Source organism: Frigoribacterium faeni (assembly GCF_011761235.1).
Taxonomy (GTDB): domain Bacteria; phylum Actinomycetota; class Actinomycetes; order Actinomycetales; family Microbacteriaceae; genus Frigoribacterium; species Frigoribacterium faeni_A.
In genome coordinates this window covers 925,953-952,947 of sequence record NZ_JAAOYW010000001.1, presented here as the reverse complement: position 1 = coordinate 952,947, position 26,995 = coordinate 925,953, and the positions used below count along the sequence as shown (strand labels likewise).

Here is a 26,995-nt window from a genome sequence, read left to right as displayed (position 1 = left end):
GCCGGCCCCGCGCGGCCTCAGCCCTCGTCGTCGACCGAGGCCAGCCAGACGGCAGCGTTCGGCGGCAGCGCGGGCCCGTCGAGGGCCATGGTCGCCAGCAGGACGTCGCCGACCGGCAGCTCGACGGCGACGTCACCCGTGTTCGCGATCACGGTGACGGCGCCCGTGCGGAACGCCACCACGGCCTCGCCGTAGCCGTCGACCCAGGCCAGCTCGGCCGATCCCAGCTCGTGCTCGGAACGGAGCGCCAGGGCCGTGCGGTAGAGCTCGAGCGTGGAGCCCGCCACGCCCTGCTGCTCGTCCCGGGCGTAGGTCGACCAGTCCTCGGGCTGGGGCAGCCAGGAGGCGCCGGTCGCGCTGAAGCCGAAGGCCGGCGCTCCCGACTCCCACGGCAGGGGCACGCGGCAGCCGTCGCGCCCGTAGCGCTCGCCTGCGGTGCGGAACCACGTCGGGTCCTGGCGGCTGTCGTCGGGCAGGTCGATCGCCTCCGGCAGTCCCAGCTCCTCGCCCTGGTAGAGGTAGGCGCTGCCGGGCAGGGCGAGCATGACGGCAGAGGCCGCCCGGGCTCGCGCGAGGCCCAGCTCGGGGACGGGCAGGCCCGGGCTCTTCGGGCCGATGCCCCAGCCCTGCGGGTTGTCGGCGGTGAGGGCGAGCCGGCTGGCGTGCCGCACGACGTCGTGGTTGCTGAGCACCCAGGTGCTGGGGGCGCCCACGCTCGAGAAGACCTCGATCGACTGGTCGACCACGCGACGGATCTCGGCCGCCGACCAGCCCGTCTCGAGGTAGGCGAAGTTGAAGGCCTGCTGCATCTCGTCGGGGCGCACCCAGTTCGCCAGCTTCGCGAGGGGCTCGACCCAGGCCTCGGCGACCAGGACGCGGTCGCCGGGGTACTCGGCGAGCACGCGGTGCCAGTCGCGGTAGATCTCGTGCACGCCGTCCTGGGCCCAGTACGGCGGGGTGGTGTCCGAGGTCGCGCCGCCGCCCATGCTGCCGGCGTCGGCGGGCGGGGTGTAGTCGGGCAGGCCGTCGGCCTTGATCATCCCGTGGGCCACGTCGACGCGGAACCCGTCGACCCCGCGGTCGAGCCAGAAGCGCAGCACGTCGACGAAGTCGGAGCGCACCGCGGGGTTCGTCCAGTCGAGGTCCGGCTGCGACGTGTCGAAGAGGTGCAGGTACCACTGGCCGGGCTGGCCGTCGGGCTCGACGACGCGCGTCCAGGCTGCTCCGCCGAAGACCGCCTCCCAGTTGTTGGGCGGCAGCTCGCCGTCGGCCCCCTTGCCGTCGCGGAACATGTAGCGGGCGCGCTCGGGGGAGCCGGGCCCGGCGGCGAGGGCGGCGCGGAACCACGCGTGCTCGGACGACGTGTGGTTGGGCACGAGGTCGACGATGAGGCGCAGGCCGAGCTCGGAGGCCCGGGCGCGCAGCGCGTCGAAGTCGTCGAGGGTGCCGAACAGCGGGTCGACGTCGGTGTAGTCGGCGACGTCGTAGCCGGCGTCGCGCTGGGGCGACGTGTAGAACGGCGAGAGCCAGACGGCGTCGACGCCGAGGTCGGCCAGGGCGTCGAGCCGCGAGGTGATGCCCGGCAGGTCGCCGACGCCGTCGCCGTCCGCGTCGGCGAACGACCGCGGGTACACCTGGTAGATGACGGCGGTGCGCCACCACTCGCCGCCGCGCTCGGCGCCGGACGACGGAGCGGACTCGACGTCGGCGACGGTCGTGGTGTCGGTCTCGGAGGGGGAGTCGAGCGTGTCGCCCGTGGTCTCGTGTGAGGACATGCGGCCACGATACGGCAGCGCCGGGGGGCGTCCGCCCGGTAGCCTGGGGCTCCCACGACACGGATCGGCGCACCCCTGGACACCCTGACCGACCTCGCGAGCAGCGACTGGACCGACGGTCGACGCCCGTTCCCCCTGGCCCTCGGCACGAACGTCTTCGGCTGGACGGTGGGCGCGCCCACGGCGCTCGAGCTGCTCGACCTCTTCGTCGGCGACGGCGGCCGCGTCGTCGACACGGCCGACGTCTACTCGGCCTGGCTGCCCGGCAACTCGGGAGGCGAGTCGGAGGCGATCATCGGCCGGTGGCTCGCGCGCCCCGGCAACCGCGACCGGGTCGTCGTGAGCACCAAGTGCGGCCAGCACCCCGACGCCCCCGGTCTTTCGCGCGCGAGCATCCGCGCCGCCGTCGAGGGCTCCCTGACGCGACTGCGCACCGACCGCATCGACCTCTACTCGGCGCACTTCGACGACGACGAGACGCCCCTGCGCGAGACCGTCACCGCGCTCAGCGAGCTGGTCGACGAGGGCAAGATCCGCTTCGCCGGGGCCTCGAACTACTCGCCCGCCCGGCTGCGCCAGGCCCTCGCCATCGCCGACAGCGACGGCCTGCACCCGTTCGTCGCCGTGCAGCACGCCTACAACCTGGTGAGGAGGGGCGAGTACGAGAACGAGATCGCCCCGGTCGTCGACCACCACGGCCTGGCCGTGCTGCCGCACTCGTCGCTGGCGAGCGGCCTGCTCACGGGCAAGTACCGCTCGGGCGAGGAGCAGGGCTCGTCGCCGCGCGGGGGCCGGGCCGCGAGCTACTCCACGCCCCAGGCGCTCGGCGTCGTCGAGGTCGTGGCCGAGGTGGCCGAGAGGCACGGGGTGGCCCCGGCGGCCGTGGCCGTCGCCTGGCTGGCCTCGCGGCCCGGCGTCGTGGGCGCCCTCGCGAGCGCGCGCACGACGTCCCAGCTCGACGACCTGCTCGGTGCGGCGTCCGTGGTGCTCGACGAGGGCGACCTCGCCGCGCTCGAGGCGGCGTCGGCCCCGACGGCCTCGACGGCACCGGCCGACCCGTCGGCCGCTGCCTCGTCAGCGCCCTAGCACCACGATCGTCCGCCGGCTCGGGTCCCAGCGGCGTCCTGCGACCAGGCGGGTCGTGCCCGCGGCCGGGGCCGCGCCGGGGGCCGCAGGGGCCGCAGCGTCCTCGGGGGCCTCGCGCGCCTCCTCGTCGGCGAACGCCCCGAGCGCGGCGAGGGCCCGGCCCACGCCCTCGGCGTCGAGCCGGCTCGCGAGCGTGACGTGCGGCACCCAGCGCCCGGGCGACGAGTGCGGCACGTCCTGGTCGCCGCCGACGATCTCGTGGACGGCCGCGTGCAGGTCGAGCAGCTCACGGGTCGCGACGATCGAGCGGACCAGCACGTGCCCGCGGCCCCCGCCGAAGACGAGCGGGGCGCCCAGCTCGACCGCGGCGGGCAACGCGCCGTCGAACAGGGCCGTCAGGGCGGGGTCGGTCGTGTCGTCGATCCGACGCCTCGCCAGCAGGGTCACGTGCGGCGCGTTCGAGCTGCTGGCGTGGTCGGCCTGCGACGGCAGGCCGGCGTCGGTGAGGGCCGCCCACTGGGCCCGGACGGCGGCGTCGGCGGGGCCGTCGAGCAGGAGTTCGATGCTGTGCACCCGTCGATGATGGCCCGGCGTCGCGGCGTCCGACCGGGCCTCGACGGTCGCGCGCGACGCCGGTCCGGCCGCCCGGTCGAGGGTGTCCTCGGGAGCCCCTCGGCTCTGCTACCCTTGTCTGGTGCCAAACGGCAGCGGGCCCCAGGGTCTGGCTGACGGTGGTCACGCCCCGATAGCTCAGTGGTAGAGCACTTCCATGGTAAGGAAGGGGTCGTCAGTTCAATCCTGACTCGGGGCTCCGGCTGGGCACGGTCTCTCGTGCCGACAGCTTGCGGCGGGGTAGCTCAGTTGGTTAGAGCACACGGCTCATAATCGTGGTGTCGCGGGTTCGAGTCCCGCCCTCGCTACCGCAGGCCCTGAACGTGCACAGCACGAGCGGGGCCTCTCGCGTTCCCAGGGCGCTTCTCGTCCCTGGGCTCCTCGAGCCCCTCCTGTCCCCGGGGCACCGCCCGTTCTCGGGTGCTCGGCCGCCGTTCCTGACCGGTCGCCTCCCGCGGCGCATACGCTCTAGGGATGTCCCCGAGCATCCTCAGCATCGGCACCGCCGTCCCGTCGACGATCATCGGGCAGGACCACATCCGTGACGTCTTCCGCGGTCAGCCGGGTCTCGGTCGCCTCGCCCCGCGCCTCATCGGCGCCGTGTTCGACGGCGCCGCCATCGACACCCGGCACACCGTGATCGACGAGCTCGCCGCCGAGCCGGACGCGTCGACCCCGCAGACCGACGCCCCGGTGTTCTACGACCGTGCCGAGGGCCGCATCCTGCGCCCGGGCACGGGGGCCCGCAACGACGTCTACGTCGCCCGCAGCCCCGACCTCTTCGTCCGGGCGGCCGAGGAGGCGCTGGCCGGCGCCCCGGGGATCACCGCCGCCGACGTCACCCACGTCGTCACCGTCTCGTGCACCGGCTTCTTCGCGCCCGGCCCCGACTACCTGCTCGTGCGCCGCCTCGGGCTGGCGCCGTCGACCCGACGCCTGCACATCGGCTTCATGGGCTGCTACGGAGCGTTCCCCGCGCTGCGCGCCGCCCGCGACACGTGCCTCGCCGAGCCCGACGCCGTCGTGCTCGTCGTCTGCGCCGAGCTCTGCACCCTGCACCTGCGCAGCTCCGACGACCCCGACGCGATCGTCGCCTCCTCGGTGTTCGCCGACGGCGCGGCCGCGGCGGTCGTCTCGTCCCGGCCCGCGGCCCCGGGCTCGCCCGTGCTCGACCTCGACGTGCTCGAGACGGTGCTCACGCCGGTGGGCGAGGGCGACATGGCCTGGAGCATCGGCGACCAGGGCTTCGACATGGTGCTGAGCAGCTACGTGCCGCACATCGTCGAGGAGAACATCGACTCCGCCCTCGCGACCCTGCTCGAGGCAGGCGGCATCGGCGTCGGCGACGTCGACGGCTGGGCCGTGCACCCCGGCGGGCGCAGCATCCTCGACCGGGTCGAGTCGCAGGTGGGCCTGGACGAGGTCGCGATGGCGCCGTCGCGCCGGGTGCTCCGCGAGTACGGCAACATGTCGAGCGCGACCGTCCTGTTCATCCTGCGCGAGCACCTCGAGGGCGCAGGAGGCGCGGACGGCGACCCGGCACCTCCTGCGGTCCGGCGCGTGTGCGCGATGGCCTTCGGGCCCGGGCTCACGGTCGAGAGCGCCCTGCTCACCCGGCGGGTCGGCGCCTGACCGTGTCCGGGACGGCGACGAGCGCCTCGCCCGACCCGCGCGGGCCGTTGGTCGACGTGCGCCGCCGCGCCGTCGAGCTGCGCGAGCTGATGGACGACCCCGGGTGCGACCTGGGCCTGCTGCGTCGCACCTACGCCGTGTTCCCCGTCGTGAACGGCCTCGTGGCCGGCTGGCGGCGGGCCTGGCGGGAGCGCATCCGGCCGCTGCTCTCGGCCGACGAGCCCACGACCCTGCTCGACCTGGGGTCGGGCGGCGGCGACCTCGCGCGGTCGCTCGCGCGCTGGGCGCGCCGTGACGGCGTGCAGCTGACCGTCACCGCGGTCGACCCCGACCGACGCGCCCACGACTTCGCCCGGGCCCGGCCCGACGACGGCGTCCGGTACCGGTGCGCCTCGAGCGGCGACCTCGTAGCGGCCGGCGAGCGGTTCGACGTCGTCGTCTCGAACCACGTGCTGCACCACCTCGACGACGACGCCCGCGCCGGCGTGCTCGCCGACAGCGCGGCGCTCGCCGGGCGCCTCGTGCTGCACAGCGACATCCGTCGGTCGCCCGCGGCCTACGCCGGGTACTGGGTCGGCACGCTGCCCCTGGCCGGCACCTCCTTCGTCCGGGTCGACGGGCTGAGGTCGATCCGCCGCAGCTGGACCGACGCCGAGCTGCGGCGCGAGCTGCCCGAGGGCTGGGCAGCGCTCCGTCGGCCGCCGTTCCGCGTGTGGGCGCTGCTCGACCGCGCTGCGCCGGGGGCGGACGGCGCCGGGCGGGTCGACGGCGACGCCGCCGGCCCGGGCAGGACGCGCCCGTGATCACCCACGACGTGGTCGTCGTCGGCGGGGGATCGGTCGGCGTGCTCGCCGCCGCCCTGCTCGCCCGGCGCGGGCTCGACGTGGCGGTGTGGGAGCGCCGCACGGACGAGCCCGCCCTCTCGCGAGCCATCGGCGTGCACGCGCCCTCCCTCGACGTGCTCGACGAGGTCGACGTCGCCGACGAGCTCGTGGCCGAGGCCGTCCGGGTGCGACGGGGCGTCGCCCGCAGCGGCGGACGCACCCTCGGGTCGGTGAGCTTCGACCGGGTGCACCGCCGCTGGCCGTTCGTCGCGGCCCTGCCCCAGCACCGCACGGAGCGCCTGCTGCGGGGCCGGCTCGAGACGCTGGCCCCCGGGGCGCTGCGTCGCGGCACCGCCCTCGTCGAGCTGGAGCAGGAGCCCGAGCGCGTCCTGCTCCGCGGCGAGGGCCCCGGCGGCCCGGTGGAGGCGGCGGCGCGCTTCGTGCTCGCGGCCGACGGCGCCCGCAGTCCCGTGCGCGACGCGCTCGGCATCGACGCGCCCCTGCGCCGCTACCCCGACCGCTACGTCATGTGCGACGTCGCCGACGACTCGCGGCACGGCGCGGACGCGGTGGTGCACCTCGAGCGACGGGGCGTGGTCGAGTCGTTCCCGCTGCCGGGCGGCGTGCGGCGCTTCGTCGTGCTGCTCGGCGAGGACGCCGCCGTCGACGCCCGCGGCGGCGATCCCGACGCCGGTCTCGTCGCCCGTCTCGTCGCCGAGCGCACCGGCGTCGAGGTCGACCCCGGCACCGCGTCGATGACGAGCGCGTTCGGGGTGCAGCGGCGACTCGCCGGCCGCACGGTCGCCGGCCGCGTGGTGCTCATCGGCGACGCCGCCCACGAGATCAGCCCGATCGGCGGCCAGGGCATGAACCTCGGCTGGCTCGACGCCGCGGCCCTGGCGCCCGTCGTGGCACGGGCGCTGAGGTCGGCGGGAGGCCGCCGCCTGGACCCGACGACGTTCCGGCCGTACGAGGAGGCGCGACGCCGGTCGGCGGTCCGCTCGGCCCGGCAGGCGGAGATCAACATGGCGCTCGGGCGCCCGGTCGGCGCCGTCGCGCTGGCCGCGCGGCGGGCCGGCCTCTCGGCGGCGCTGCGCCTGCCCACCCGCCACCTGCTCGGATCCGTGTACGCGATGCGGTGGGTCTGAGCCGCTCCGACGTGGTGCGGCAGGGTCTGTCCGGCACGTGCTGAGGCTGGTAGGTCAGATCGACTCCGTCAGAGGCCGACCCGGCTGGCGCGACGCGGCCGGGCCAGGCAGGCCGGGCGGACCGCTCGGGCCAGTCGACCCGACCCAGCCGGCCGGTTCGGCCGGCTCAGGCGACGAGCGCCGTGCCGGCGAGCGCGAGCGACGCGACGAGCACGAGTGCCGCGGCGATGACGAGACGGAACAGCCCCCGTGTCGCTCCGCCCCGGAGCACGACGACCGCACCGGCGACGGAGAGGCCGAGCGTCGCCGTCGCCCCGCCGAGGCCGAGCCCCGTGCGCAGCACCGAGAGCGAGTCGTCGAGCAGCAGCCCCGCGGCCGTGACGACGGCGGCGACCCCGAGGGCGGCGAAGGCCGCCAGGCCGGCGCGGAGGCGCCCCAACCGGTGCGGCAGGCCGACGACGCCCGTCCGGGCGTCGTCGTCGAGGTCGGGCAGCACGTTGGTGAAGTGGACGGCCACGCCGAACGCGGCGCCGACCACGAGCGCCCACGCCGCGGGCGGGGCCGGGGGAGCGGAGGCCAGGGTGACCACCGCCGGCAGGGCGCCGAACCCCACGAGGAACGGCACGGCGGACCACGCCGTGCGCTTGAGGCCGAGGTTGTAGGCCCAGCCGGAGACGAGGAAGACGAGGTGCGCGAGGCCGGCCGCGGGGCCGAGGGCGAACGTGAGGCCGACGGCCACGACGGAGACGACGCCCGTGGTCACGGCGGCCGTCGTCGGAGAGACGAGGCCGAGGGCCAGGGGCTTGTCGGTGCGGCCCACCTGGCGGTCACGGCCGGCGTCGACCAGGTCGTTCGACAAGCCGATCGAGATCTGGCCGGCGAGCACCGCGAGGGCGAGCACGACGGTGCGGCCCGGGCCGAGGCCCACGGCGGCGGCGAGCACGACGGACAACACGGTGACGGCGACGGTCGGGCCCGGGTGCGTCGAGCGGGCCAGGGCGGCGACGACGGGGAGGGGCCCCCTCACGGTGCCGGGCACCGATGCGGGGGGAGGGACGGGCTGAGGCCGCCCACGCCCCGGGGGCACGAGCCCTCGGGGCGGGACGACCACGGAGCGGGCTCGGCTACTGGCCGCGACCGGTCTTGGCCTGCAGGCGGTCGATGTGCTCGCTCGCCTGGGCCTTGTTGAGGTCGGCGGGCAGCTCTTCGCCGGCCTCGCGGGCCAGGGTGTCGAGGTAGCTCTTCTGCGGGCCGGTCATGGGCTCGTCACCGGTGACCCACTGCTCGGGGTCTTTCGAGGCGGTGTTCGAGGGGTCGGGGCGCTCGCCGCCCAGGGTCTCGCCGGAGCCGGCGTCGGCGCCGGAGGCCGGGGCCCCGCCGCCCTCGGGTGCTGCGGGGTCGACGGGCGTGATGTCAGGGTCGATGTTCGAGTCGCTCATGGGGAGAACGTACGCCGCGCCCCCGACATCGGCACGCAGCGACGGCGTGGCTAGACTCGACGCCGTGCCAGTGAACCCCGATCTGCAAGGGCGGGTCCTCCCGCCGGCCCCCGCCTACCTCGTCGGCCGCGAGAAGGTGCGCGAGTTCGCCCGCGCCACCGGCTCGACCAGCGCGCTGTCGCTCGACCCCGAGGCCGCGCGCGCCGCGGGCCACGCCGACGTCGTCGCGCCCCCGACGTTCCCGGTCGTGGTGCAGGAGGCGACCCTCGCGCAGCTCCTCGCCGAGCCCGACGCGGGCATCGACTTCTCGCGCGTCGTGCACGGCGAGCAGCGCTTCCGATACAGCCGCCCCGTCGTCGCGGGCGACGAGCTCACCGCCACGCTCACCGTCACCGCCGTCAAGGCGCTGGGCGGCAACTCGATGGTGACCGCCTCCTCCGACATGGTCGACCAGACGGGGGCGCACGTCGTCACCGCCGTGTCGACCCTCGTGGTGCGGGGGGACGACGCGTGAGCGCCCTCGAGCTCGGCCAGGTGGTCGCCCAGAAGACGTACCCGCTCACCCGCGACTCGCTCGTGCGCTACGCGGGCGCCTCGGGCGACTTCAACCCCATCCACTACCGCGACGACGTGGCCGAGTCGGTCGGGCTGCCCGGCGTGCTCGCGCACGGCATGCTCACCATGGGCACCGCCGTGCAGCCGGTCGTCGAGTGGCTCGACGGCTCGGGCGACGACGCAGGCGTCATCGGCTGGGTCTCCGACTACCAGGTGCGCTTCACGCGCCCGGTCGTGGTGCACCCGGTCGACGGCGCCGAGATCGTCGTCACGGCCAAGGTCGCGGCCCTCGACGACGAGGCCGGCACCGTCCGGGTCGACCTCACGGTGGCCGTCGACGACAAGACCGTGCTCGGCAAGGCCCAGGTCGTGGTGACCCTGGCGTGACCGCCTTCTCCGAGCTGACGACGACGAGGGTCGGCGCCGAGCCGGCGCGCCTCGTCGTCGCCGACGAGACCGACGAGCTGATCGAGGCCGTGCGGGCCGTCTGGGCCGACGACGAGCCGTGGTTCGTGCTCGGCGGCGGGTCGAACACGGTCGCCTCCGACGAGCCGTTCGACGGCACCGTCGTGCACGTCCGCACCCGCGGCGTCGAGCGCCTCGACGACGTCGACGGTCGCGTGCGCCTGCGGGTCGCCGCCGGCGAGCCCTGGGACGACCTCGTCGCCCGCACCGTCGACGAGGGGTGGTCCGGCCTCGAGGCGCTCAGCGGCATCCCGGGCTCGACCGGCGCGTCGCCGATCCAGAACATCGGCGCCTACGGGCAGGAGGTCGCCTCGACCGTCGTCTCCGTCGACTTCGTCGACGCCGAGACGGGCGAGTTCGTCCGGGTGCCGGCCGCGAACCTCGGCCTCGGCTACCGCACGAGCGTCTTCAAGCAGGGCCGCCAGGGCGTGGTGACCGCCGTCGAGTTCGCGCTCCGCGACGAGGGAGGCGCGAGCGAGCAGGTCGCCTACCCGCAGCTGGCCGGCGCGCTGGCCGTCGACCTCGGGGCGCGCGTCTCGGTCGCCGACGTGCGGTCGAGCGTGCTCGCGCTCCGCGCCTCCAAGGGGATGGTGCTCGACGCCGACGACCACGACACCTGGTCGAGCGGGTCGTTCTTCACCAACCCCGTCGTCTCCCGTCAGGCGGCCTCGGTGCTGCCCGCCGACGCGCCGCGCTGGCAGGTCGACCCCGAGCCCGAGGCACGGGTCGTCCCGCTCGGCGAGGAGCCCGCCCCGCCGCCCCCCGCCACGAGCGGCGCGGTCAAGCTCAGCGCCGCCTGGCTGATCGAGCACGCCGGCGTCTCGCGCGGGTTCCGGCTGCCGGGCTCGGGGGCGTCGGTGTCGACCAAGCACACGCTCGCCCTGACGAACCGGGGCGGCGCCTCCGCCTCCGACGTCGTCGAGCTCGCCCGCTTCGTGCAGCAGCGGGTCTCCGCCGAGTTCGGCGTGCTGCTGCGGCCCGAGCCCGTGCTGCTGGGGCTCGACCTCTAGGCGAGCCCCCGGGGCGAGCCCTGCAGCGAGCACCCAGAGCCGGGCCGAGCCGAGCTGATCCGGTCCGACCCGAGCCGGGTCGGGCCCGCCGTCGGAGCCGGGCCGACCCGTCAGCCTCGCCCGCGCGGCAGCCAGCCGCGCTCCATCGCGAGGGTCACGGCGCGGGTGCGGTCGCCGACGCCGAGCTTCTCGAACACGTGCAGCAGGTGCGTCTTCACGGTCGCCTCGCCGACGTACAGCCGCAGCCCGACCTCGCGGTTCGAGCAGCCCTCGGCCACGAGGGCGAGCACCTGGGTCTCCCGGGGGCTGAGCGGGCTCGGCCCGGCGGCCCCGTCCCTGCCGCCCGGGCCGCCGCCGTCGTCCGCGGCGGCCCCGGCCGTCGTCCCCCGTGCCCGTCCGACGAGCAGCGCGGCCATCGACGGGGCGAGCGCGACCTGCCCGCCGACCACCGAGCGGAGCCCGGCGAGGAGCTCGTCCTCGGGCGCGGCCTTGAGCAGGTAGCCGCTCGCGCCCGCCTCGATCGCGCCGAGGATGCTGTCGTCCGACTCGTAGGTCGTGAGGACGACGACGCGTGCGGTCGGGACGTCCCGCAGCACCGCCTCCGTGGCGGCGACGCCGTCGAGCCGCGGCATGCGCAGGTCCATCAGCACGAGGTCGGGGCGCAGCTCGGCCGCGAGGCGCACGGCCTCCACGCCGTCGGGCGCCTGCCCGACCACCTCGAAGTCGTCCGTCGCCCCGAGCATCGCGGCGAGGCCCTGGCGGACGACGGGGTGGTCGTCGACGACGAGCGTCCGGGTGGTCACGAGACCGGCTCCCCGGGAAGGACGGCGGTCACGACCGTGCCGTCCGGGCCGCTGGCCACGTCGAGGCGTCCGCCGGCCAGCCGCAGCCGCTCGGCGAGGCCGTCGAGGCCGAAGCCCTCGCGCGCGTCCGCGACGTCGAAGCCGACCCCCTCGTCGCGCACTGCGAGGGCGACCGCGGGGCCCCGAGGGGAGCCGTGCGAGGACGAGTCGTCGACCCGGGCGAGCGTGACGTGCGCCGAGCGCGACCCGCTGTGCTTGCGGACGTTGGCCAGCGCCTCCTGGGCGGTCCGCACGACGACGACCTGCTGGTCGCGCGGCAGCTCGACGCCCGGCTCGACCTCGACGACCACGTCGACGCCGCTCTCGCGCGCGAACCGTCCGCCGAGGCGCCGCAGGGCGTCGGCGAGGTCGCCGCCGTCGAGCCCCGAGGAGGCGGTGGCCGCGACGAGCGTGCGGGCGTCCGTGAGCGCGTCGCGCGCCGAGCCCTCGATCAGCTCGAGCCGCGCGAGGCCGGCCGCCGGGTCGCCGGCCGCCAGCGACGCCCGCGCCTGCTGGCTGAGCATGACGAGCCCGGTGAGGCTCTGGGCCACCGTGTCGTGGATCTCGCGGGCGAGGCGCTCGCGCTCGGCCACCGTGCCGGCCTCGCGGTGGTGCACGGCGAGCTCGTCCTGTGCGCGCCGCAGCTCGTCGAGCAGGCGGCCGCGCTCGGCGCCGGTGCGGGCGATGGTGGTGATCCAGAGCCCGAGGGCGACGCTGAAGGCCAACGACAGCCCCTCGCTGGTCGCGGCCGTCGCGAGGGCCTCCCGCGACCAGCCGAGGCTCGCCACGAAGCCCGCGCAGATCGCGAGGCAGAGCACGACGTTGGCGACGACCGCCGCGCGGACGGTCGGCAGCACCGTCCAGAGCAGCGGCATGAGGAACGCCTGCACCACGGCGAGCTGCGGGGCGCCGGCCACCGCGAGGCCGCCGACGAGCGCCGAGGCGCCGACCACGGCGACCTCGGCGCGGCCGAGCCGGTCGTCGTCGCGGCGGACGGCCGGTCGCGCGACGAGCAGCCACGAGAGGGCGAAGAGCCCCGTGGCGAGCAGGGCGAGGCCCCGGCCCCCGTCGGGGGAGCCGAGGGAGCCGGGGGAGCCCGGGCCGGAGGCGACGGCGAGCACCGTGAGGACCACGACGGTCGCCCCGGCGCCGACGTCCCACCAGAGCGTGGCGGGGCGTCCGGCGGGGCGCGGGCCCTCGGCTGCCGTCGCGGTCATGTCCGTCACCGTACCGTCCCGTGCGGCCGCCGTCAGGCGTCCCGTCGGCCCCACCGGAACGTCAGCCGGGCGGCGACCGCCCCGACGACGAGCCACACGGCGAGCCACAGGGCCACGCCCGCGAGGTCCCAGGTGCCGCCCACCTCGGCCGCCGCCGACGACCCGGGCAGGAACACGCTGCGCATGCCCTGCGCGAGCCACTTCAGCGGGAACGCCGAGGCGACCTGCTGCAGCCACGTCGGCAGCTGGGCGAACGGCAGGTAGACGCCGCTGACGAACTGCAGCACGAGCACGACGGGCACGATGACGGCCGTGGCGCTGCGCCCGGTGCGCGGCACGCGCGACAGGGCGATCCCGAGCATCGCCGAGCCCGCGAGGCCGAGCAGCCACACCCAGCCGAGCGTCGCCCACGACGCGGCCGAGGCGGGCAGCGGCACCCGGAACAGCACACCGGCCACCGCGAGGAGGAGCGCCACCTGCAGCAGGCTCGTCACGACCACCTGCCCCAGCTTGCCGAGGAACCACGAGGCGACGGGCAGCGGCGTCCCCGCCAGGCGCTTGAGGGTGCCGTCCGAGCGCTCGACGGCGATGTCGACGCCGAGCGCCTGCACGCCGGAGAGCAGCACGCCCGCCGCGACCATGCCGGGCAGGTAGTACGCCGCCGCGTCGACGGCCGAGCCGTCGGCCCTGACCCCGTACGAGCCGGACGCGCTGAACGCCGTCGAGAAGATCGCGAGCATCACGACCGGGAACAGGAACGTGAAGAACACCGTGTCCCCCGCCCGGAAGTAGGTCCGCACCTCGTGCCGCACCTGGACGGCGCCGAGGGCGAGCACGTGCCGCAGGCCCGAGGTCGAGGAGGCGGCGGTCCGGCCCCCGGGGGCGGCGACCGGCACGCGGGCGCTCACGACGCCGCCCCGGCGACGAGCTCGAGGTAGACGTCCTCGAGCGAGGGGCGCACCACCTCCAGGTCGCGCAGCTCGGAGCCCGCGCCGTGCAGGCGCGCCACGAGGCCGCCCGGGTCGGCCGTGCGCTCGTCGTGTCGGCCGCGGTCGTCCGACCACCGCACCCGCGGCGTGCGGGCCTCGACGCTGCCGATCTCGTCGGGACGGCCCTCGGCGACGACCCGGCCCTCGGTGATCACGGCCACCCGGTCGCTGAGGTGCGCGGCCTCGTCGAGGTAGTGGGTGGTGAGCAGGATGCTCGTGCCGTCGTCGGAGAGCGACCGGATCAGCTGCCAGAACGCGCGCCGCGCCTCGGGGTCGAAGCCGGTCGTCGGCTCGTCGAGGAACAACAGCTCGGGGCGGCCGACGATGCCGAGGGCGACGTCCACCCGGCGGCGCTGGCCGCCCGAGAGGGCGCGCACGCGGGTGCCGGCCTGCGCCTCGAGGCCGACGGCGGCGACGACCTCGTCGACGTCGCGGGGTCGCGGGTAGAGGGCTGCGACGTGGGCGACCTGCTCTCGCACGGTCGACGTGCCCTGCTCGGCCGAGGTCTGCAGCACGATGCCGAGGCGCGCCCGCCAGTCGCGCCCCGCGTCGCGGGGGTCGGCGCCGAGCACGCTCGCCTCGCCGCCCGAGCGGTCGCGGTGCCCCTCGAGGATCTCGACGGTCGTCGACTTGCCGGCGCCGTTCGGCCCGAGCAGGCCGAGGGTCTCGCCCGGCTCGAGGTCGAACGAGACGCCGTGCAGGACGGTCGTCCGTCCGTACTGCTTCGTGAGGTCGCGCACGCGCACGACGGGTGGTGGGGTCATGCTCCGAGCCTCGGGCAGGAGGCGCGGGCGCGGCACCGTGGACCGGTCGACCCGGCATCCCCCGATCGGTGGACCCCGTCGGTGGACCCCGTCGGGGGAACACGGAGGGGGGAGCAGGCCGTGGGGCCGTGGGCCGGGCCGGGTCTGCGGGACCCGGCCCGCGCCTCCTACGAGAAGAGGCGCTGGAGGCGCTGCACGCCCTCGAGCAGCTGGTCGTCGCCGAGGGCGTACGACAGGCGCAGGTAGCCGCTCGGGCCGAAGGCCTCGCCGGGCACGGTGGCGACGTCGGCCTGCTCGAGCACGAGGTCGGCGAGCTCGAGCGAGGTCGTCGGCGTCACGCCGCCCCACTCGCGGCCGAGCAGGCCGCTGACGTCGGGGTAGACGTAGAAGGCGCCCTCGGGGGTCGGGGCGACCACGCCGTCGATGGCGTTCAGCTCGGCCACGATGCGGGTGCGGCGGGCGTCGAAGGCCCGGCGCATCGACTCGACCTCGTCCTGCGGGCCGGTGAGGGCCGCCAGCGCCGCGCGCTGCGAGACGTTGGACACGTTCGACGTGAGGTGCGACTGCAGGTTGGAGGCGCCGGCGACGACATCGGCCGGGCCCACCATCCAGCCCACGCGCCAGCCGGTCATCGCGTAGGTCTTCGCGACGCCGTTGACGAGGATCGTCTGGTCGGCCAGCTCGGGCACGGCCTCGGTGATCGACACCGCGCGGACGCCGTCGTAGACGAGGCTCTGGTAGATCTCGTCGCTGATGACCCAGGTGCCGGTCTCGAGCGCCCAGCGGCCGATGGCCTCGACCTCGTCGGGGGAGTAGACGGCGCCCGTCGGGTTCGAGGGCGAGCAGAACAGCAGCACCTTCGTGCGGGGCGTGCGGGCGGCCTCGAGCTGCTCGACCGTGACCTTGTAGCCCTGGTCGGCGCCGGCGAAGACCTCGACGGAGACGCCGCCCGCGAGCGAGATCGCCTCGGGGTAGGTCGTCCAGTACGGGGCGGGCAGCAGGACCTCGTCACCCGGGTCGAGCAGCGCCTGGAACGCCTGGTAGACCGCCTGCTTGCCGCCGTTGGTGACGACGACCTGGGCCGGCCGCACCTCGGTGCCGCTGTCGCGCAGGGTCTTCTCGGCGATCGCCTCGCGCAGCTCGGGCAGGCCGGCGCCGGCCGAGTAGCGGTGGTTGCGCGGGTCGCGCGCCGCCGCGACGGCCGCCTCGACGATGTGGTCGGGGGTCGGGAAGTCGGGCTCGCCCGGGCCGTAGCTGATGATCGGCCGGCCCTGGGCCAGGAGCGACTTGGCCTTGGCGTCCACCTTGAGGGTGGCCGACTCGGCGATGGAGGCGATGCGGGACGAGAGGCGGCGGGCAGGCTGGGTCACGCCGGTCAGCCTATCCGGCGGCCTCCCTGCCCGACAGGGTGCACGACGGCCCGGCGGGGTGCCCGGACGCGTCCCGGCTTTGCAACACCGCGGGCCCTCACCTACACTTGTCGAGGCGGTCGGACACCGCGGAGCCGGCGTGCGCCCCAGGGCGTGCACGGCACGTCGTCCGGCCCGGGGCCCCAGGTCCCATAGGGCGGTGGCTCAATTGGTAGAGCAGCGGTCTCCAAAACCGCAGGTTGCAGGTTCGAGTCCTGTCCGCCCTGCAGCCCGGCCGGGGCGTCCCGACTGGTCCACCAGAGACCAGCGGGGCGGCCCGGATCACGGACACTGGCCCTCGGGTCGACCTCGGAAGGTAGTACGACAGTGGCGAGAAAAGACCTCGACGTCCCCAGTGAGGACGTCGTCGACAAGGCGAAGGCCGACAGCGCAGCGCGTCGAAGCCCCTTCGCCCGCATCGCGCTGTTCATCCGCCAGGTGATCGCCGAGCTCAAGAAGGTCGTCACCCCGACCCGCAAAGAGCTGCTGAGCTACACGGGCGTCGTGCTCGTCTTCGTCGTCATCATGATGGCGCTGGTCACCGGCCTCGACTCGCTGTTCGGCCTCGTCGTCGGCTACGTCTTCGGCAACGGCCCCACCGGCAGCTGACCCGCCGCGGCGCCGGGCCGTCTCGTCCGCGCCGCCCCACGATCCTCTGCGGTCGTCCCTCCGCCCCTGCGGACGGCCAGACCCCCTGAGCTCCCAGAGCCTCTCAACGGAAGAAGAACCCCAGTGCCTGACAACGAGCGCGACGACATCGATCTCGCCCCCGCCGCCGAGCAGTCCTCCGAGGTCGCCGAGACCCAGGAGGGCGACCTGATGGACGTCGACGCCGACGGCGACCAGGGCTCCGCCGAGGAGGCCGCGATCACCGTCGTCGACGAGGGCGACGAGGGCACCACCGACACCGACGACATCGACGGCCTGCTCGACACGCTGGCCGAGGCCAGCGACCCCGAGGCCGACGCCGTCGTCGACGACGCGCTCGACATCGACGACGCCGCCGAGGCCGAGGCCGCCGTCGAGGCGACCGACGACGAGGCCGACTCCGAGGCCGAGCAGCTCGCCGACGAGGGCGACGCCGCCGGCGCCGACGCGGTCATCGCCGAGGCCGAGCAGTCCGTCCAGGACGCCGACGCCGAGGTCGCCCAGGACGGTGTCGACCTCGACGTGGTCACCGAGCAGGCCGACGACGAGGCCGAGGCCGACGAGGTCGACCCCTACGAGGCGTTCCGCTACGACCTGCGCGGCAAGCCGGGCAAGTGGTACGTCATCCACAGCTACGCGGGCTTCGAGCGCCGCGTGAAGCAGAACATCGAGAACCGCATGGTCTCCATGACCATGGAGGACTACATCTACCAGGTCGAGGTCCCGATGGAGGACGTCGTCGAGATCAAGAACGGGCAGCGCAAGCTGGTCACCCGCGTGCGGATCCCCGGCTACGTGCTCGTCCGCATGGACCTCAACGAGGACAGCTGGTCGGTCGTGCGCCACACGCCCGGCGTCACGGGCTTCGTGGGCAACGCCCACAACCCGACGCCCCTCCGCTTCGAGGAGGCCTTCCAGATGCTGAAGAGCCTCGTCCAGGTGCAGGAGGCGGCCCCGGCCGCCAAGGGCTCGGCCAAGGGCGGCAAGCAGGCCCAACGGGTCATCCCGGCCGAGGTCGACTTCGAGATCGGCGAGACGATCACCATCAAGGAGGGCTCGTTCGCCGGTCTTCCCGGTACGATCAACGAGATCAAGCCCGAGAGCGGCAAGCTCACGGTGCTCGTCTCCCTCTTCGAGCGCGAGACCCCGGTCGAGCTCAGCTTCGACCAGGTCACCAAGCTCTAGCCCGGAGCTCCCCCAGATCACCGGAGTCCGCACCGCGGACCACCGGGAGAGCGGACCGCGACCGCGGCCGGCTCGAACCCCACGAGAAGGAAAAGAACAATGGCACCGAAAAAGAAGGTCACGGGTCTGATCAAGCTTCAGATCAACGCCGGCGCCGCGAACCCCGCCCCGCCCATCGGCCCGGCCCTGGGTCAGCACGGCGTGAACATCATGGAGTTCTGCAAGGCGTACAACGCGGCCACCGAGTCGCAGCGCGGCAACGTCGTGCCGGTCGAGATCACCGTCTACGAGGACCGCTCGTTCACGTTCGTCCTCAAGACCCCGCCCGCCGCCGAGCTCATCAAGAAGGCCGCCGGCGTCGCCAAGGGCTCGTCGACCCCGCACACCGACAAGGTCGGCAAGCTCACCATGGACCAGGTCCGCGAGATCGCCACGACCAAGCAGGCCGACCTGAACGCCAACGACATCGACGCCGCGGCGAAGATCATCGCCGGCACCGCCCGCTCCATGGGCATCACGGTCGACGCGTAGTCGCACCCCCCTCGTGCAGGCGACCCGCCTGCACGCCCCAGACACCAGTGGGAGAGCCGGCCAGGCTCGCTACCACGTCCCCAGCACGAAGAGGTCCAACATGGCTCAGAAGTCCAAGGCGTACCGCGCCGCCGCCGAGAAGATCGAGGCCGGCAAGTTCTACAGCACCAGCGAGGCCGTCGCCGTCGCTCGTGAGACCGGCTCCAAGAAGTTCGACTCCACCGTCGAGGTCGCGCTGAAGCTCGGCGTCGACCCCCGCAAGGCCGACCAGATGGTGCGCGGCACCGTCATCCTGCCGCACGGCACGGGCAAGACCGCCCGCGTCATCGTCTTCGCCACGGGCGCAGCGGCCGAGGCCGCCATCGCCGCCGGTGCGGACGAGGTCGGCGGCGACGAGCTCATCGAGAAGGTCGCGGGCGGCTACACGTCGTTCGACTCCGCCGTCTCGACCCCCGAGCTCATGGGCAAGGTCGGCCGTCTCGGAAAGGTGCTCGGCCCCCGCGGCCTCATGCCCAACCCGAAGACCGGCACCGTGACCCCGAACGTCGCGCAGGCCGTCAACGACATCAAGGGCGGCAAGATCGAGTTCCGCGTCGACAAGCACGCCAACGTGCACTTCGTCATCGGCAAGGCTGGCTTCTCGGAAGAGCAGCTGAACACCAACCTCGACGCCGCCCTCGACGAGGTCGTCCGCCTCAAGCCGTCCTCCTCGAAGGGCCGCTACATCACCAAGGGCACGCTGTCGACGACCTTCGGTCCCGGCATCCCCCTCGACATCAACGTCTTCTAGGCAGCAGCCTCGATCACCTGATCGTCACGACAGGCCGTCCCGCTCTCGAGCGGGGCGGCCTTCGTCGTCCCCGGTGCGGCACGATGGGCAGGTGACCGTCACCGCACGCCCCGCCACCGCCTCCGACGCCCCGGCGCTCGCCTCCGTCGCCGCCCTGACGTTCCCCCTCGCCTGCCCGCCCGGCACGTCGCTGGTCGACATCGCGCGGTTCGTCACCACGGTGCTGAGCGAGGCGCGCTTCGACGAGCACCTCGCCGACCCGGCGCGGCACGTGCTCGTGCTCGTCGACGACGAGGCCGGGTCCGACGACGCGCTGCTCGGGTACGCCCTGCTCGTCACGGGCGAGCCCGCGGACGCCGACGTGGCCGCCGCCGTCGAGGCCCGCCCCACGGTGGAGCTGAGCAAGTTCTACGTCGTGCCGGCCGCCCACGGGCAGGGTGCGGCGCGGGTGCTCATGGAGGCCACGCTGGCGACGGCCGAGGCGACCGGCGCCTCCTCGATCTGGCTCGGCGTCAACCAGCTCAACGCCCGCGCCCAGGGGTTCTACGCCAAGCACGGGTTCGAGCGCGTCGGCACGAAGCGCTTCACCGTGGGCGCCGAGACGCACGACGACTTCGTGCTCGCCCGCGCCCTCTAGCCCGGCGACCGCACCGGGCCGGCCGCGGGGGTCACTCGTCGGCGACCCGCAGCACGAGCTTGCCCCGGGTGTGGCTCTGCTCGAGCCGGCTGTGCGCGTCGGCGACGTCGGCGAGGTCGTAGATGTCGTCGACGTGCACCCGCAGGTCGCCCGACTCGATCAGGCGCGAGAGGACCCCGAGGGTGGAGGCGTCGGGGCAGACCGCGAAGCCGGTCGAGCGCACGCCCCTCGCCTCGGCCTTCGCGGCGAAGGTCCGCCACGACCGCGTGGGCGCGTGCACGGCCAGCCCGCCCGGTCGCAGGACCGCCAGGGACTGCTCGGCGACGTCGTCGTCGTCCACGAGGCCGATGACGACGTCGACGTCGCGCACGGACCGCGCCAGCTCGGCCGAGCCGTAGTCGACGACCTCGTCGGCGCCCAGGTCGCGCAGCCAGCCGCTGTTGCGCTGCGAGCCCGTCGCGACGACGTGCGCCCCGAAGTACGAGGCGAGCTGGACGGCGAAGTGGCCCACGCCGCCGGCGCCCGCCTGCACGAGCACGCGTTGGCCCTCGTGCACCTTGGCCACCTCGACGACCATGCCCCACGCCGTCAGGGCGGCGAGCGGCACGCCGGCCGCCTCGACGTGCGAGAGCGACGCCGGCTTGCGGGCCACCGACGTGGCCGGGACGCTGATGTACTCGGCGTAGGTGCCGTTCGTGTGCGGGAACGCGGCCATGCCGAACACCTCGTCGCCCGGGCGCAGCGGGTGCGCCGCGTACGGCGCCTCGACCACGACGCCGCTGAAGTCGTGGCCGAGCACGGCGGGCCAGGAGCGGACGCCGCCGCTGTCGGCACGGCCGGCGCGGGCCTCGGCGTCGACGCGGGCGACTCCGGCCGCGTGCACCTTCACCAGCACGTCCGAGCCCACCCGGCACGGCCTCGGCACGTCGGCCGCGACCAGCACCTCCGGCCCGCCCGTCTTCTCGATCACCATGGCACGCATCGTCGTGTGCGTCATCGGGCTCCCCTGTCCGTCCGCGTCGTCCGTCAGGGACGACCGTCCCCCCAGTGTCGACAGCGGATGATTCGCACGTGTTTCACGGGTGTCACCGTCTGGCGAAACCTCGCTACGGTGTCGGCATGAGAACCGTCCCCGCCGTCGTGCCCGCCGTGCTGCGCCTGCTCGCGGCCCTCGCCGTGGTCGTCGCCGTCGTGGCCCAGCTGGCGCGCAGCGTGCAGAGCCCGACCTACCAGTTCGCGAACTTCTTCGGCTACTTCACGATCCAGTCGAACCTCGTCGCCGCCGTCGCCTTCGTCGTCGGCGCCGTGTTCCTGCTGCGCCGTCGGCCCGCTCCCGGGTGGAGCGTCCTGCTGCGCGCGGCCGCCGCGACGTACATGGTCACGACGGGCATCGTCTACAACACGTTGCTCGTCGACGCGGCGCTCGCCAACTCGTTCAACGTCGCGTGGTCGAACGACGTGCTGCACCGGTGGGTCCCGCTGTTCGCGCTGCTCGACTGGGTCGTCGTCGGCGACCGACGGCCCGTCGCGTGGAGGCGCCTCGGGGTGCTGCTCGTGTACCCGCTCGTCTGGCTCGTCGTCGTGCTGCTGCGGGGCTCGTCGTTCGTGCCGTACCCGTTCCTCGACGTCGAGCGCCTCGGTGCGGGCGGGGCGGCGATCTGGTGCGTGGTGATCGCCGTCGTGATCGCGGCGCTCGGCGCGGGGGCGATCGCGGTCAGCCGCCTCCGGGTGCTGCGGGTCGACGTGCCGGAGCCCGCGCAGGCGGCCGCGGGGCGTCAGCGCAGCGGGTCGTAGGGCGGCGGCTCGTACGCCCGCACGCCGGGCGCGAACGGATCGACGGGGGCCTGGCGGGCGAGCGTGTCGAGGACGGTGTCGGCGAGCCCCACGAGGCGGTGGATCTCGTCGTCGTCACGGTCGACCCAGCGGCACTGCGGCACGGCGTCGAGCGGCACGAAGTCGAGGTGCTGCTCCCACACGACGAGGGTGCGCTCGGCCCCGAGGACGTACTGCTGCCAGAAGACCTGCCGCAGGTACGAGCGGGGGATGCTCGACCAGGCCTTCTTCGTGGTCTTGATCTCGCACAGCTCGACGGTGCCGTCGTCGCGGACCGCGACGCCGTCGGGGGTCGCGAGGTGGCGCTGCTGCTCGTGGGCGTGGAACAGCTTCGAGCTGGGCGCGATGCGGTGCTCGGACAGCACCCAGCGGGCGATCTCGGGCTCGCGGGCACGGCCGTGGTCGGTGTACGCGTTGCCGCCGAAGCCGTTGCCGTACATCTTGTCGAGCACGACGGCCTGGACGGCACGGGGGCTCGAGAGGCGGGCGACGTCGGTGGCGGTGATGCCGCGGCTGCGGGCCCGCAGCCAGGCGATGCGGTCGGTCGAGTCGGCGAGCACCCTCAGCTCGTGCGCGGGACGGCGAGGCACGGGAGGCGCGGCGGGGGTCTCGTCGTCGTCCCAGAGCGAGAGCATGGGCTGGACGACGGACATGCCTCCATTGTCCCTCGTGAGCGGGGCTGGTCGCGACAGGGCGCCTCCTCGTGTCGGCTCGGTGAAGGGGCCGGTGCCGGTGCCTGTCGGTGCCGGGGCCGGGGCCGGGGCCGGGGGCCGGACCCGGGCCGGGCGACGACGGGTCAGACCGCGGCGGCGAGCTCGTCGATGGCCGCGGGGGAGAGGGCGTGGTGGATCGCCAGCATGCTCGCCCCGATCACGGCGGCCTTCTCGCCCGAGCGCGACTGCACGATGCTGAGGTGCTCGGTGGCGAGGGGCATCGACCGCGAGTAGACGACCTCGCGCACGCCCGCGATGAGGTGCTCGCCGGCCTGGGCCATCGAGCCGCCGATGGCGATCGTCGAGGGGTTGATCATGTTGACGCAGGCCGTGAGCACCTCGCCGATGTCGCGGCCGGCCTGGCGCACGGCCTGGATGGCCGCGATGTCGCCGGCGCGGACGAGGTCGACGACCTCGGCGCCGCCGGGCACGTCGATCCCCTCGCGGCGCAGGGCGGCGGCGATCGCCGGGCCCGAGGCGACGGCCTCGAGGCAGCCGACGTTGCCGCAGTGGCAGGGGATGCCCGCGCCGCGGGGCACCTGCACGTGGCCGATGTCGCCGGCGATGCCCTGCGCGCCGCGCTGCAGGCGACCGCCCGAGATGATGCCGGAGCCGATGCCGGTGGCCACCTTGACGAAGAGGAAGTGGTCGACGTCGGGCCACGCGAAGCTGCGCTCGCCTAGGGCCATGATGTTGACGTCGTTGTCGACGAGCACGGGGACGTCGAGGTGGCCGCGCACCCAGCCGGGCACGTCGAAGCCGTCCCAGCCGGGCATGATCGGCGGCGCGACGGGCCGGCCGGTGCTGAACTGCACCGGGCCCGGCAGCCCGATCCCGACGCCGATGAGGTCGCGGCGGGTGCGGCCCAGCTCGGCGAGGAGGGCGTCGGCCTCGGCGACCATGGTCGTCAGCACGGCCTCGGGGCCGTCGGCGATGTCGAGCAGCGAGCGGCGCCCGGTCAGGGCCTCGCCCACGAGGTCGGTGAGCACGAGGTTGAGGTGCCCGGCCCCGAAGTCGGCCCCGAGCACGACCCGGGCCGAGGGCACGAGCGCGACGCGGGAGGGCGGGCGACCGCCGGTCGAGACGGCGTCGGCGAAGGGGCCGACGAGGCCGAGCCCGGTGAGGGCGTCCAGGCGCAGGCCGACGGTCGAGCGGGCGAGGCCCGTCATCGCGGCGAGCTCGGCCCGGGTGCGCGGGCGACCGTCGCGCAGCAGCTGGAAGAGCTCGCTGGCCCCCGTGCCGCCGAGCGCGGAGGGCCGCGTCGTGTCGGACATGGGAGCAGTAAAGCACAGCCCGGGGCGACGTCCGAGACAAGGGCGCCGATCTGTGACGACTTTTGCTTGCGCTCCGACAGAAGTGGTCCTATGGTCGGTCACGATCAGCGGTGATCGACCCCCGAGCGAGGGGCGGCGACACCGCGTCCGCCCACTCGAAGAGGAGTCCCCCAGGTGACATCACCGATCTCGGTCCAGCTCTACACGGTCAGGGACGCCATCGCGGCCGACCTGCCCGGCACCCTCCAGCGGCTCGCCGACATCGGCTACACGCAGGTCGAGCCGTGGGGCTTCGTCGAGCGCGTCGACGAGTACGCCGAGGCGCTGGCCGCCGCGGGGCTCACCGCGCCGAGCGCCCACGCGAAGCTCGTCGGCCAGGACCTCGAGCCGATCTTCGAGGCGGCCGTCCGCCTGGGCGTCGGCACCGTCATCGACCCGCACGTCGACGAGACCCGCTGGGTCACCCGCGAGGACGTCGAGGCCGTCGCCGCCGAGTTCGTCGCCATCTCGGACGCCGCCGCGGCGCACGGGCTCACCGTCGGCTACCACAACCACGAGTTCGAGCTCGAGTCCGTCATCGACGGCACCCCCGCCCTCGAGGTCTTCGCCGCGGCCCTGCCGGCCGGCGTCGTGCTCGAGGTCGACACCTACTGGGTCGAGGTCGGCGGCGTCGACGCCGCCGAGCTGCTGGCCCGCCTGGGCGACCAGGTGCGCTTCCTGCACGTCAAGGACGGCCCCAAGAGCAAGGACGACGCCGAGCAGGTCGCCGTCGGCAAGGGCGTGATGCCGGTGCGCGACATCCTCCGTGCCGCGCCGCAGGCCCTCGCCGTCGTCGAGCTCGACGACACGCGCGGCGACGTCTTCACCGCCCTCGCCGACAGCTTCGAGTACCTCCAGGGAGTCCGCGCATGACCGACACCACCACCGGCGTCACCACCGACGCCGTCGCCGCCCGCGACGCCCGCACCGGCCCGGTCGGGGTCGGCGTCATCGGCGCCGGCGTGATCAGCGACCAGTACCTCGGCAACCTCACGCAGTTCCCCGACCTCGAGGTGCTGTTCGTCGCCGACATCGACGAGCCCCGCGCCGCCGCGCAGGCCGAGAAGTGGGGCGTGCCCGGCAGCGGGTCGGTCGCCGAGCTGCTCGCCCACGACGGCGTCGAGATCGTCGTCAACCTGACCATCCCGGCCGCCCACGTCGACGTCGCGCTGCAGGCCGTCGCGGCGGGCAAGCACGTCTGGGGCGAGAAGCCCTACGCGCTCGACCGCGAGAGCGGCGCCCGGCTGCTCCGGGCCGCGGAGGAGGCGGGGGTCCGGGTCGCCGTCGCTCCCGACACGTTCCTCGGAGCGGGCATCCAGACGGGGCTCCGCGTCGTCCGCCGCGGCGACGTCGGCACGCCCCTCACCGGCCTGGCCCTGTTCCAGGTGCCCGGGCCCGAGTCGTGGCACCCGAGCCCCGAGTTCCTCTTCGCCCACGGCGCCGGGCCGATGTTCGACGTGGGCCCGTACTACCTCACGACCCTCGTGCAGGTCTTCGGCCCGGTCGCGAAGGTGACCGCCACCTCCTCGAAGGCCCGCGAGACGCGCGTCATCGGCTCGGGCCCGAAGGCGGGCACCGAGTTCCCGGTCGAGGTGCCGACGCACATCAGCGCGCTGATCCAGTTCGAGAGCGGCGCGAGCGCGCAGGCCGTCTTCAGCTTCGACTCGAAGCTGGCCCGCGCCGGCTTCGTCGAGATCGCGGGCACCGAGGGCACCGCCGTGTTCCCCGACCCGAACGAGTTCGAGGGCGACACGGTCGTGCACACCGGCGGCGAGCAGCCGACCGTCGTGCCCGCCTCGGGGTCGACCTTCACCCGCGGCACCGGCGTGGCCGAGCTCGCCCAGGCGATCCGCGAGGGCCGTCGCGAGCGGGTCCCCGGCGAGCTGGCGTTCCACGTGCTCGACGTCATGGTCTCGCTGGCCGAGTCCGCCGAGCGCGGCGAGTCGGTCGCGGTCGAGTCGTCGCTCGAGGCGACCCCCGAGCTGCCGGAGGACTGGGACCCGTCGGTCGCCACCCTCCGCTGATCCGTCGGCGGGCCGGCCTCGACGACGAGCCGGCCCGCCGCGGGGCCCCGCGCCCCTCCCCGTCCCGCCCACCGCACCACCCGCAGCACCGCACCACCACAGCAGCACCGCACGACAGCACTTCCCCCGCTCGAAGAAGAGACCTCTCGAAGAAGAGACACCAGGAGAAGACATGAACACGAAGAAGTTCCGCTGGGTCGCCGCCCTCGCCACAGGCGTCGTCGCGGTCGGGTCGATGACCGCCTGTTCCGCCTCCGGCGGCAGCGGCGACGACCAGACCATCACCTACTGGGCCAGCAACCAGGCACCGACCGTCGAGCGCGACGCAGAGATCCTGCAGGAGTCGATCGACCGCTACACCGACGAGACGGGCATCGAGGTCGACCTCGAGGTCATCCCGTGGTCCGACCTCTACAACCGCATCCTCACCGCCGTCTCGAGCGGCGAGGGCCCCGACGTGCTCAACATCGGCAACACGTGGGCGGTGTCGCTGCAGTCCAGCGGCGCGTTCGTGCCGTGGGAGGGCGACGCCCTCGAGCAGATCGGCGGCCAGGACCGCTTCGTCCAGTCGAGCTTCGCCACGGGCGGCGCCGAGGGCCAGGCCCCGACCTCCGTGCCGATCTACGGCCTGTCGTACTCGCTGTACTACAACACCGCGATGTTCGAGGCGGCGGGCATCGCCGAGCCCCCGGCGACCTGGGACGAGTTCGTCGAGGACGCGAAGAAGCTGACCGTCGACACCGACGGCGACGGCCAGATCGACCAGTGGGGCGTCACCATGGCCGGGTCGAGCATCTCGAACAACGCCCACCAGGCCTTCGTCCGCGGCCTGCAGAACGGCGGCTCGCTCTACGACGACGACGGGAACCCCGACTTCGGCAACGACGGCGTGGTCGCCGGCGTCAAGGAGTGGGTCGACCTGATGGCCGTCGACAAGGTGGTCTCGCCCTCCGACGCCGAGAGCGTCAACGGCGCCGACATGGCCGCCACGTTCGCCGACGGCCAGGCCGCGATGTTCTTCGACCAGGCCCCCGGCGACAACCTCAAGTCGCGCGACTTCACCGACTACGCCGCCGCGCCCGTGCCGATGGAGACCGCCGACGCCACCGGCCTCGAGGGCACGCAGAGCCACGTCGCCGGCATCAACGTCAGCGTGTTCGAGAACTCGGGCAACAAGGAGGCGGCGATCGACTTCGTCAAGCACCTCACGAGCGACGACGAGCAGAAGTACCTCAACGAGTCGTTCGGCTCGCTGCCGGTGGTCACGGCCGCCTACGACGACCCGGCGTTCCAGACCGACGTCATCAAGCTGAAGCAGACGATCCTCGAGGACCACGCCCAGCCCATGCCCCTCTACCCCTCCGAGGGACAGATGGAGACCCTGGTCGGCACCGCGATCAAGGACCTCCTCGCCACCGCAGCCCAGGGCGGCTCCGTCAGCGAGGCCGACGTGAAGTCGGCCCTCGAGGACGCGAACAGCCAGATGAGCTCGGGTCAGTAGCCCGTCCCACCGTGCGGGGACCCGTCCGGTCGACAGCCCCACTGCTGTCGGCC

At 74.3% G+C, this 26,995-nt stretch carries 28 protein-coding genes and 3 tRNA genes; 19 read left to right on the top strand and 12 right to left on the bottom strand.

What is annotated here, in order from left to right:
* Nucleotides 1-17 precede the first annotated feature (17 nt).
* Nucleotides 18-1,775: a glycoside hydrolase family 13 protein gene (locus FHR78_RS04370; protein WP_166759241.1), complete on the bottom strand. Its 1,758-nt coding sequence runs from the start codon at nt 1,773-1,775 to the stop codon at nt 18-20.
* Between the two features lie 63 nt (nt 1,776-1,838).
* Between FHR78_RS04370 and FHR78_RS04365 the strand changes: the two genes are divergently transcribed.
* Complete coding sequence (locus FHR78_RS04365; protein ID WP_347878089.1) at nt 1,839-2,861, top strand: aldo/keto reductase; 1,023 nt, start codon at nt 1,839-1,841, stop codon at nt 2,859-2,861.
* On the opposite strand, the gene FHR78_RS04360 is transcribed toward FHR78_RS04365, so the two are convergent.
* Complete coding sequence (locus FHR78_RS04360) at nt 2,850-3,434, bottom strand: 2'-5' RNA ligase family protein (protein WP_166759240.1); 585 nt, start codon at nt 3,432-3,434, stop codon at nt 2,850-2,852. The genes FHR78_RS04365 and FHR78_RS04360 overlap by 12 nt on opposite strands.
* 166 nt (nt 3,435-3,600) lie before the next feature.
* On the opposite strand from FHR78_RS04360, the gene FHR78_RS04355 reads away from it, so the two are divergent.
* From FHR78_RS04355 to FHR78_RS04335, 5 genes are all read left to right on the top strand, one after another.
* A tRNA-Thr gene (locus FHR78_RS04355) sits at nt 3,601-3,672 on the top strand.
* A gap of 35 nt (nt 3,673-3,707) precedes the next feature.
* Nucleotides 3,708-3,781, top strand: a tRNA-Met gene (locus FHR78_RS04350).
* A gap of 166 nt (nt 3,782-3,947) precedes the next feature.
* Nucleotides 3,948-5,105: a type III polyketide synthase gene (locus tag FHR78_RS04345; RefSeq protein WP_166759239.1), complete on the top strand. Its 1,158-nt coding sequence runs from the start codon at nt 3,948-3,950 to the stop codon at nt 5,103-5,105.
* 2 nt (nt 5,106-5,107) lie between these two features.
* Nucleotides 5,108-5,908: a class I SAM-dependent methyltransferase gene (locus FHR78_RS04340; RefSeq protein ID WP_347878042.1), complete on the top strand. Its 801-nt coding sequence runs from the start codon at nt 5,108-5,110 to the stop codon at nt 5,906-5,908.
* A complete protein-coding gene (locus tag FHR78_RS04335; protein ID WP_166759238.1) occupies nt 5,905-7,077 on the top strand; it encodes an FAD-dependent oxidoreductase in 1,173 nt (390 codons plus the stop codon). The genes FHR78_RS04340 and FHR78_RS04335 overlap by 4 nt, the downstream gene beginning before the upstream one ends.
* A gap of 166 nt (nt 7,078-7,243) precedes the next feature.
* On the opposite strand, the gene FHR78_RS04330 is transcribed toward FHR78_RS04335, so the two are convergent.
* The gene (locus FHR78_RS04330) at nt 7,244-8,104 is read right to left on the bottom strand and encodes a UbiA family prenyltransferase (protein ID WP_166759237.1); all 861 of its coding nucleotides are present in this window, start codon (nt 8,102-8,104) and stop codon (nt 7,244-7,246) included.
* A gap of 97 nt (nt 8,105-8,201) precedes the next feature.
* On the bottom strand, nt 8,202-8,516 hold the full coding sequence (locus FHR78_RS04325) for a DUF3072 domain-containing protein (protein WP_432207137.1): 315 nt from the start codon (nt 8,514-8,516) through the stop codon (nt 8,202-8,204).
* Nucleotides 8,517-8,580: 64 nt separating this feature from the next.
* Between FHR78_RS04325 and FHR78_RS04320 the strand changes: the two genes are divergently transcribed.
* From FHR78_RS04320 to FHR78_RS04310, 3 genes are read left to right on the top strand one after another with little or no spacing between them, the layout of a single operon-like run.
* Nucleotides 8,581-9,030 (top strand): FAS1-like dehydratase domain-containing protein, encoded by a 450-nt coding sequence (locus FHR78_RS04320; protein ID WP_166759236.1) that lies wholly within the window; start codon nt 8,581-8,583, stop codon nt 9,028-9,030.
* The gene (locus FHR78_RS04315) at nt 9,027-9,458 is read left to right on the top strand and encodes a MaoC/PaaZ C-terminal domain-containing protein (protein WP_166759235.1); all 432 of its coding nucleotides are present in this window, start codon (nt 9,027-9,029) and stop codon (nt 9,456-9,458) included. Before FHR78_RS04320 ends, FHR78_RS04315 begins: the two co-directional genes overlap by 4 nt.
* Nucleotides 9,455-10,546, top strand: a complete 1,092-nt coding sequence (locus FHR78_RS04310) for a UDP-N-acetylmuramate dehydrogenase (protein WP_166759234.1) — start codon at nt 9,455-9,457, stop codon at nt 10,544-10,546. The genes FHR78_RS04315 and FHR78_RS04310 overlap by 4 nt, the downstream gene beginning before the upstream one ends.
* A 110-nt stretch (nt 10,547-10,656) precedes the next feature.
* Here the strand turns inward: FHR78_RS04310 and FHR78_RS04305 are convergent, their stop codons facing one another.
* The 5 genes from FHR78_RS04305 to FHR78_RS04285 all read right to left on the bottom strand — a co-directional run bounded on the left by FHR78_RS04305 (nt 10,657) and on the right by FHR78_RS04285 (nt 15,728).
* Entirely contained in the window at nt 10,657-11,349 is a 693-nt protein-coding gene (locus tag FHR78_RS04305; RefSeq protein WP_166759233.1) for a response regulator, read from the bottom strand.
* On the bottom strand, nt 11,346-12,605 hold the full coding sequence (locus tag FHR78_RS04300) for a sensor histidine kinase (RefSeq protein WP_166759232.1): 1,260 nt from the start codon (nt 12,603-12,605) through the stop codon (nt 11,346-11,348). The genes FHR78_RS04305 and FHR78_RS04300 overlap by 4 nt, the downstream gene beginning before the upstream one ends.
* Before the next feature lie 32 nt (nt 12,606-12,637).
* Nucleotides 12,638-13,450, bottom strand: a complete 813-nt coding sequence (locus FHR78_RS04295; protein ID WP_166759701.1) for an ABC transporter permease — start codon at nt 13,448-13,450, stop codon at nt 12,638-12,640.
* A 59-nt stretch (nt 13,451-13,509) separates the two neighbouring features.
* A complete protein-coding gene (locus FHR78_RS04290; RefSeq protein WP_166759231.1) occupies nt 13,510-14,358 on the bottom strand; it encodes an ABC transporter ATP-binding protein in 849 nt (282 codons plus the stop codon).
* Between the two features lie 167 nt (nt 14,359-14,525).
* Nucleotides 14,526-15,728 (bottom strand): aminotransferase class I/II-fold pyridoxal phosphate-dependent enzyme, encoded by a 1,203-nt coding sequence (locus FHR78_RS04285; protein WP_166759230.1) that lies wholly within the window; start codon nt 15,726-15,728, stop codon nt 14,526-14,528.
* Nucleotides 15,729-15,921: 193 nt separating this feature from the next.
* On the opposite strand from FHR78_RS04285, the gene FHR78_RS04280 reads away from it, so the two are divergent.
* From FHR78_RS04280 to FHR78_RS04255, 6 genes are all read left to right on the top strand, one after another.
* Nucleotides 15,922-15,994, top strand: a tRNA-Trp gene (locus FHR78_RS04280).
* Nucleotides 15,995-16,094: 100 nt separating this feature from the next.
* Complete coding sequence (gene secE / locus FHR78_RS04275) at nt 16,095-16,376, top strand: preprotein translocase subunit SecE (RefSeq protein WP_166759229.1); 282 nt, start codon at nt 16,095-16,097, stop codon at nt 16,374-16,376.
* Nucleotides 16,377-16,499: 123 nt separating this feature from the next.
* Entirely contained in the window at nt 16,500-17,600 is a 1,101-nt protein-coding gene (gene nusG, locus FHR78_RS04270; RefSeq protein ID WP_166759228.1) for a transcription termination/antitermination protein NusG, read from the top strand.
* 99 nt (nt 17,601-17,699) lie between these two features.
* On the top strand, nt 17,700-18,131 hold the full coding sequence (rplK, locus tag FHR78_RS04265) for a 50S ribosomal protein L11 (RefSeq protein WP_123546698.1): 432 nt from the start codon (nt 17,700-17,702) through the stop codon (nt 18,129-18,131).
* A gap of 100 nt (nt 18,132-18,231) precedes the next feature.
* On the top strand, nt 18,232-18,921 hold the full coding sequence (rplA, locus tag FHR78_RS04260; protein ID WP_123546697.1) for a 50S ribosomal protein L1: 690 nt from the start codon (nt 18,232-18,234) through the stop codon (nt 18,919-18,921).
* A gap of 91 nt (nt 18,922-19,012) precedes the next feature.
* Nucleotides 19,013-19,558: a GNAT family N-acetyltransferase gene (locus FHR78_RS04255; RefSeq protein ID WP_166759227.1), complete on the top strand. Its 546-nt coding sequence runs from the start codon at nt 19,013-19,015 to the stop codon at nt 19,556-19,558.
* A 31-nt stretch (nt 19,559-19,589) separates the two neighbouring features.
* Here the strand turns inward: FHR78_RS04255 and FHR78_RS04250 are convergent, their stop codons facing one another.
* Nucleotides 19,590-20,555 carry an NADP-dependent oxidoreductase gene (locus FHR78_RS04250; RefSeq protein WP_243862006.1) on the bottom strand — a complete coding sequence of 322 codons (966 nt, stop codon included), beginning with the start codon at nt 20,553-20,555 and terminating at the stop codon, nt 19,590-19,592.
* A 122-nt stretch (nt 20,556-20,677) separates the two neighbouring features.
* On the opposite strand from FHR78_RS04250, the gene FHR78_RS04245 reads away from it, so the two are divergent.
* Nucleotides 20,678-21,352, top strand: a complete 675-nt coding sequence (locus FHR78_RS04245; protein ID WP_166759226.1) for a Pr6Pr family membrane protein — start codon at nt 20,678-20,680, stop codon at nt 21,350-21,352.
* Here FHR78_RS04245 and FHR78_RS04240 read toward each other — a convergent pair.
* Together FHR78_RS04240 and FHR78_RS04235 are read right to left on the bottom strand one after the other, a co-directional pair.
* On the bottom strand, nt 21,334-22,044 hold the full coding sequence (locus FHR78_RS04240) for a YqaJ viral recombinase family protein (RefSeq protein WP_243862005.1): 711 nt from the start codon (nt 22,042-22,044) through the stop codon (nt 21,334-21,336). The genes FHR78_RS04245 and FHR78_RS04240 overlap by 19 nt on opposite strands.
* 143 nt (nt 22,045-22,187) lie before the next feature.
* On the bottom strand, nt 22,188-23,378 hold the full coding sequence (locus tag FHR78_RS04235; RefSeq protein ID WP_166759225.1) for an ROK family transcriptional regulator: 1,191 nt from the start codon (nt 23,376-23,378) through the stop codon (nt 22,188-22,190).
* Between the two features lie 174 nt (nt 23,379-23,552).
* Between FHR78_RS04235 and FHR78_RS04230 the strand changes: the two genes are divergently transcribed.
* The 3 genes from FHR78_RS04230 (at nt 23,553) to FHR78_RS04220 (ending at nt 26,942) form a co-directional block, all read left to right on the top strand.
* Nucleotides 23,553-24,290 carry a TIM barrel protein gene (locus FHR78_RS04230; protein ID WP_166759224.1) on the top strand — a complete coding sequence of 246 codons (738 nt, stop codon included), beginning with the start codon at nt 23,553-23,555 and terminating at the stop codon, nt 24,288-24,290.
* A complete protein-coding gene (locus tag FHR78_RS04225; RefSeq protein ID WP_166759223.1) occupies nt 24,287-25,441 on the top strand; it encodes a Gfo/Idh/MocA family protein in 1,155 nt (384 codons plus the stop codon). Before FHR78_RS04230 ends, FHR78_RS04225 begins: the two co-directional genes overlap by 4 nt.
* Nucleotides 25,442-25,613: 172 nt before the next feature.
* Entirely contained in the window at nt 25,614-26,942 is a 1,329-nt protein-coding gene (locus FHR78_RS04220) for an ABC transporter substrate-binding protein (protein WP_166759222.1), read from the top strand.
* The last annotated feature ends 53 nt before the right edge of the window (nt 26,943-26,995 follow it).

What these genes read in the sequence shown, in the direction of transcription:
- FHR78_RS04370 (WP_166759241.1), bottom strand. Translation starts at nt 1,775, where the DNA reads ATGTCCTCACACGAGACCACGGGCGACACGCTCGACTCCCCCTCCGAG.
- FHR78_RS04345 (WP_166759239.1), top strand. Translation starts at nt 3,948, where the DNA reads ATGTCCCCGAGCATCCTCAGCATCGGCACCGCCGTCCCGTCGACGATC.
- FHR78_RS04325 (WP_432207137.1), bottom strand. Translation starts at nt 8,516, where the DNA reads ATGAGCGACTCGAACATCGACCCTGACATCACGCCCGTCGACCCCGCA.
- FHR78_RS04300 (WP_166759232.1), bottom strand. Translation starts at nt 12,605, where the DNA reads ATGACCGCGACGGCAGCCGAGGGCCCGCGCCCCGCCGGACGCCCCGCC.
- FHR78_RS04290 (WP_166759231.1), bottom strand. Translation starts at nt 14,358, where the DNA reads ATGACCCCACCACCCGTCGTGCGCGTGCGCGACCTCACGAAGCAGTAC.
- rplK (WP_123546698.1), top strand. Translation starts at nt 17,700, where the DNA reads ATGGCACCGAAAAAGAAGGTCACGGGTCTGATCAAGCTTCAGATCAAC.
- rplA (WP_123546697.1), top strand. Translation starts at nt 18,232, where the DNA reads ATGGCTCAGAAGTCCAAGGCGTACCGCGCCGCCGCCGAGAAGATCGAG.
- FHR78_RS04250 (WP_243862006.1), bottom strand. Translation starts at nt 20,555, where the DNA reads ATGACGCACACGACGATGCGTGCCATGGTGATCGAGAAGACGGGCGGG.
- FHR78_RS04245 (WP_166759226.1), top strand. Translation starts at nt 20,678, where the DNA reads ATGAGAACCGTCCCCGCCGTCGTGCCCGCCGTGCTGCGCCTGCTCGCG.
- FHR78_RS04240 (WP_243862005.1), bottom strand. Translation starts at nt 22,044, where the DNA reads ATGTCCGTCGTCCAGCCCATGCTCTCGCTCTGGGACGACGACGAGACC.
- FHR78_RS04235 (WP_166759225.1), bottom strand. Translation starts at nt 23,378, where the DNA reads ATGTCCGACACGACGCGGCCCTCCGCGCTCGGCGGCACGGGGGCCAGC.
- FHR78_RS04225 (WP_166759223.1), top strand. Translation starts at nt 24,287, where the DNA reads ATGACCGACACCACCACCGGCGTCACCACCGACGCCGTCGCCGCCCGC.
- FHR78_RS04220 (WP_166759222.1), top strand. Translation starts at nt 25,614, where the DNA reads ATGAACACGAAGAAGTTCCGCTGGGTCGCCGCCCTCGCCACAGGCGTC.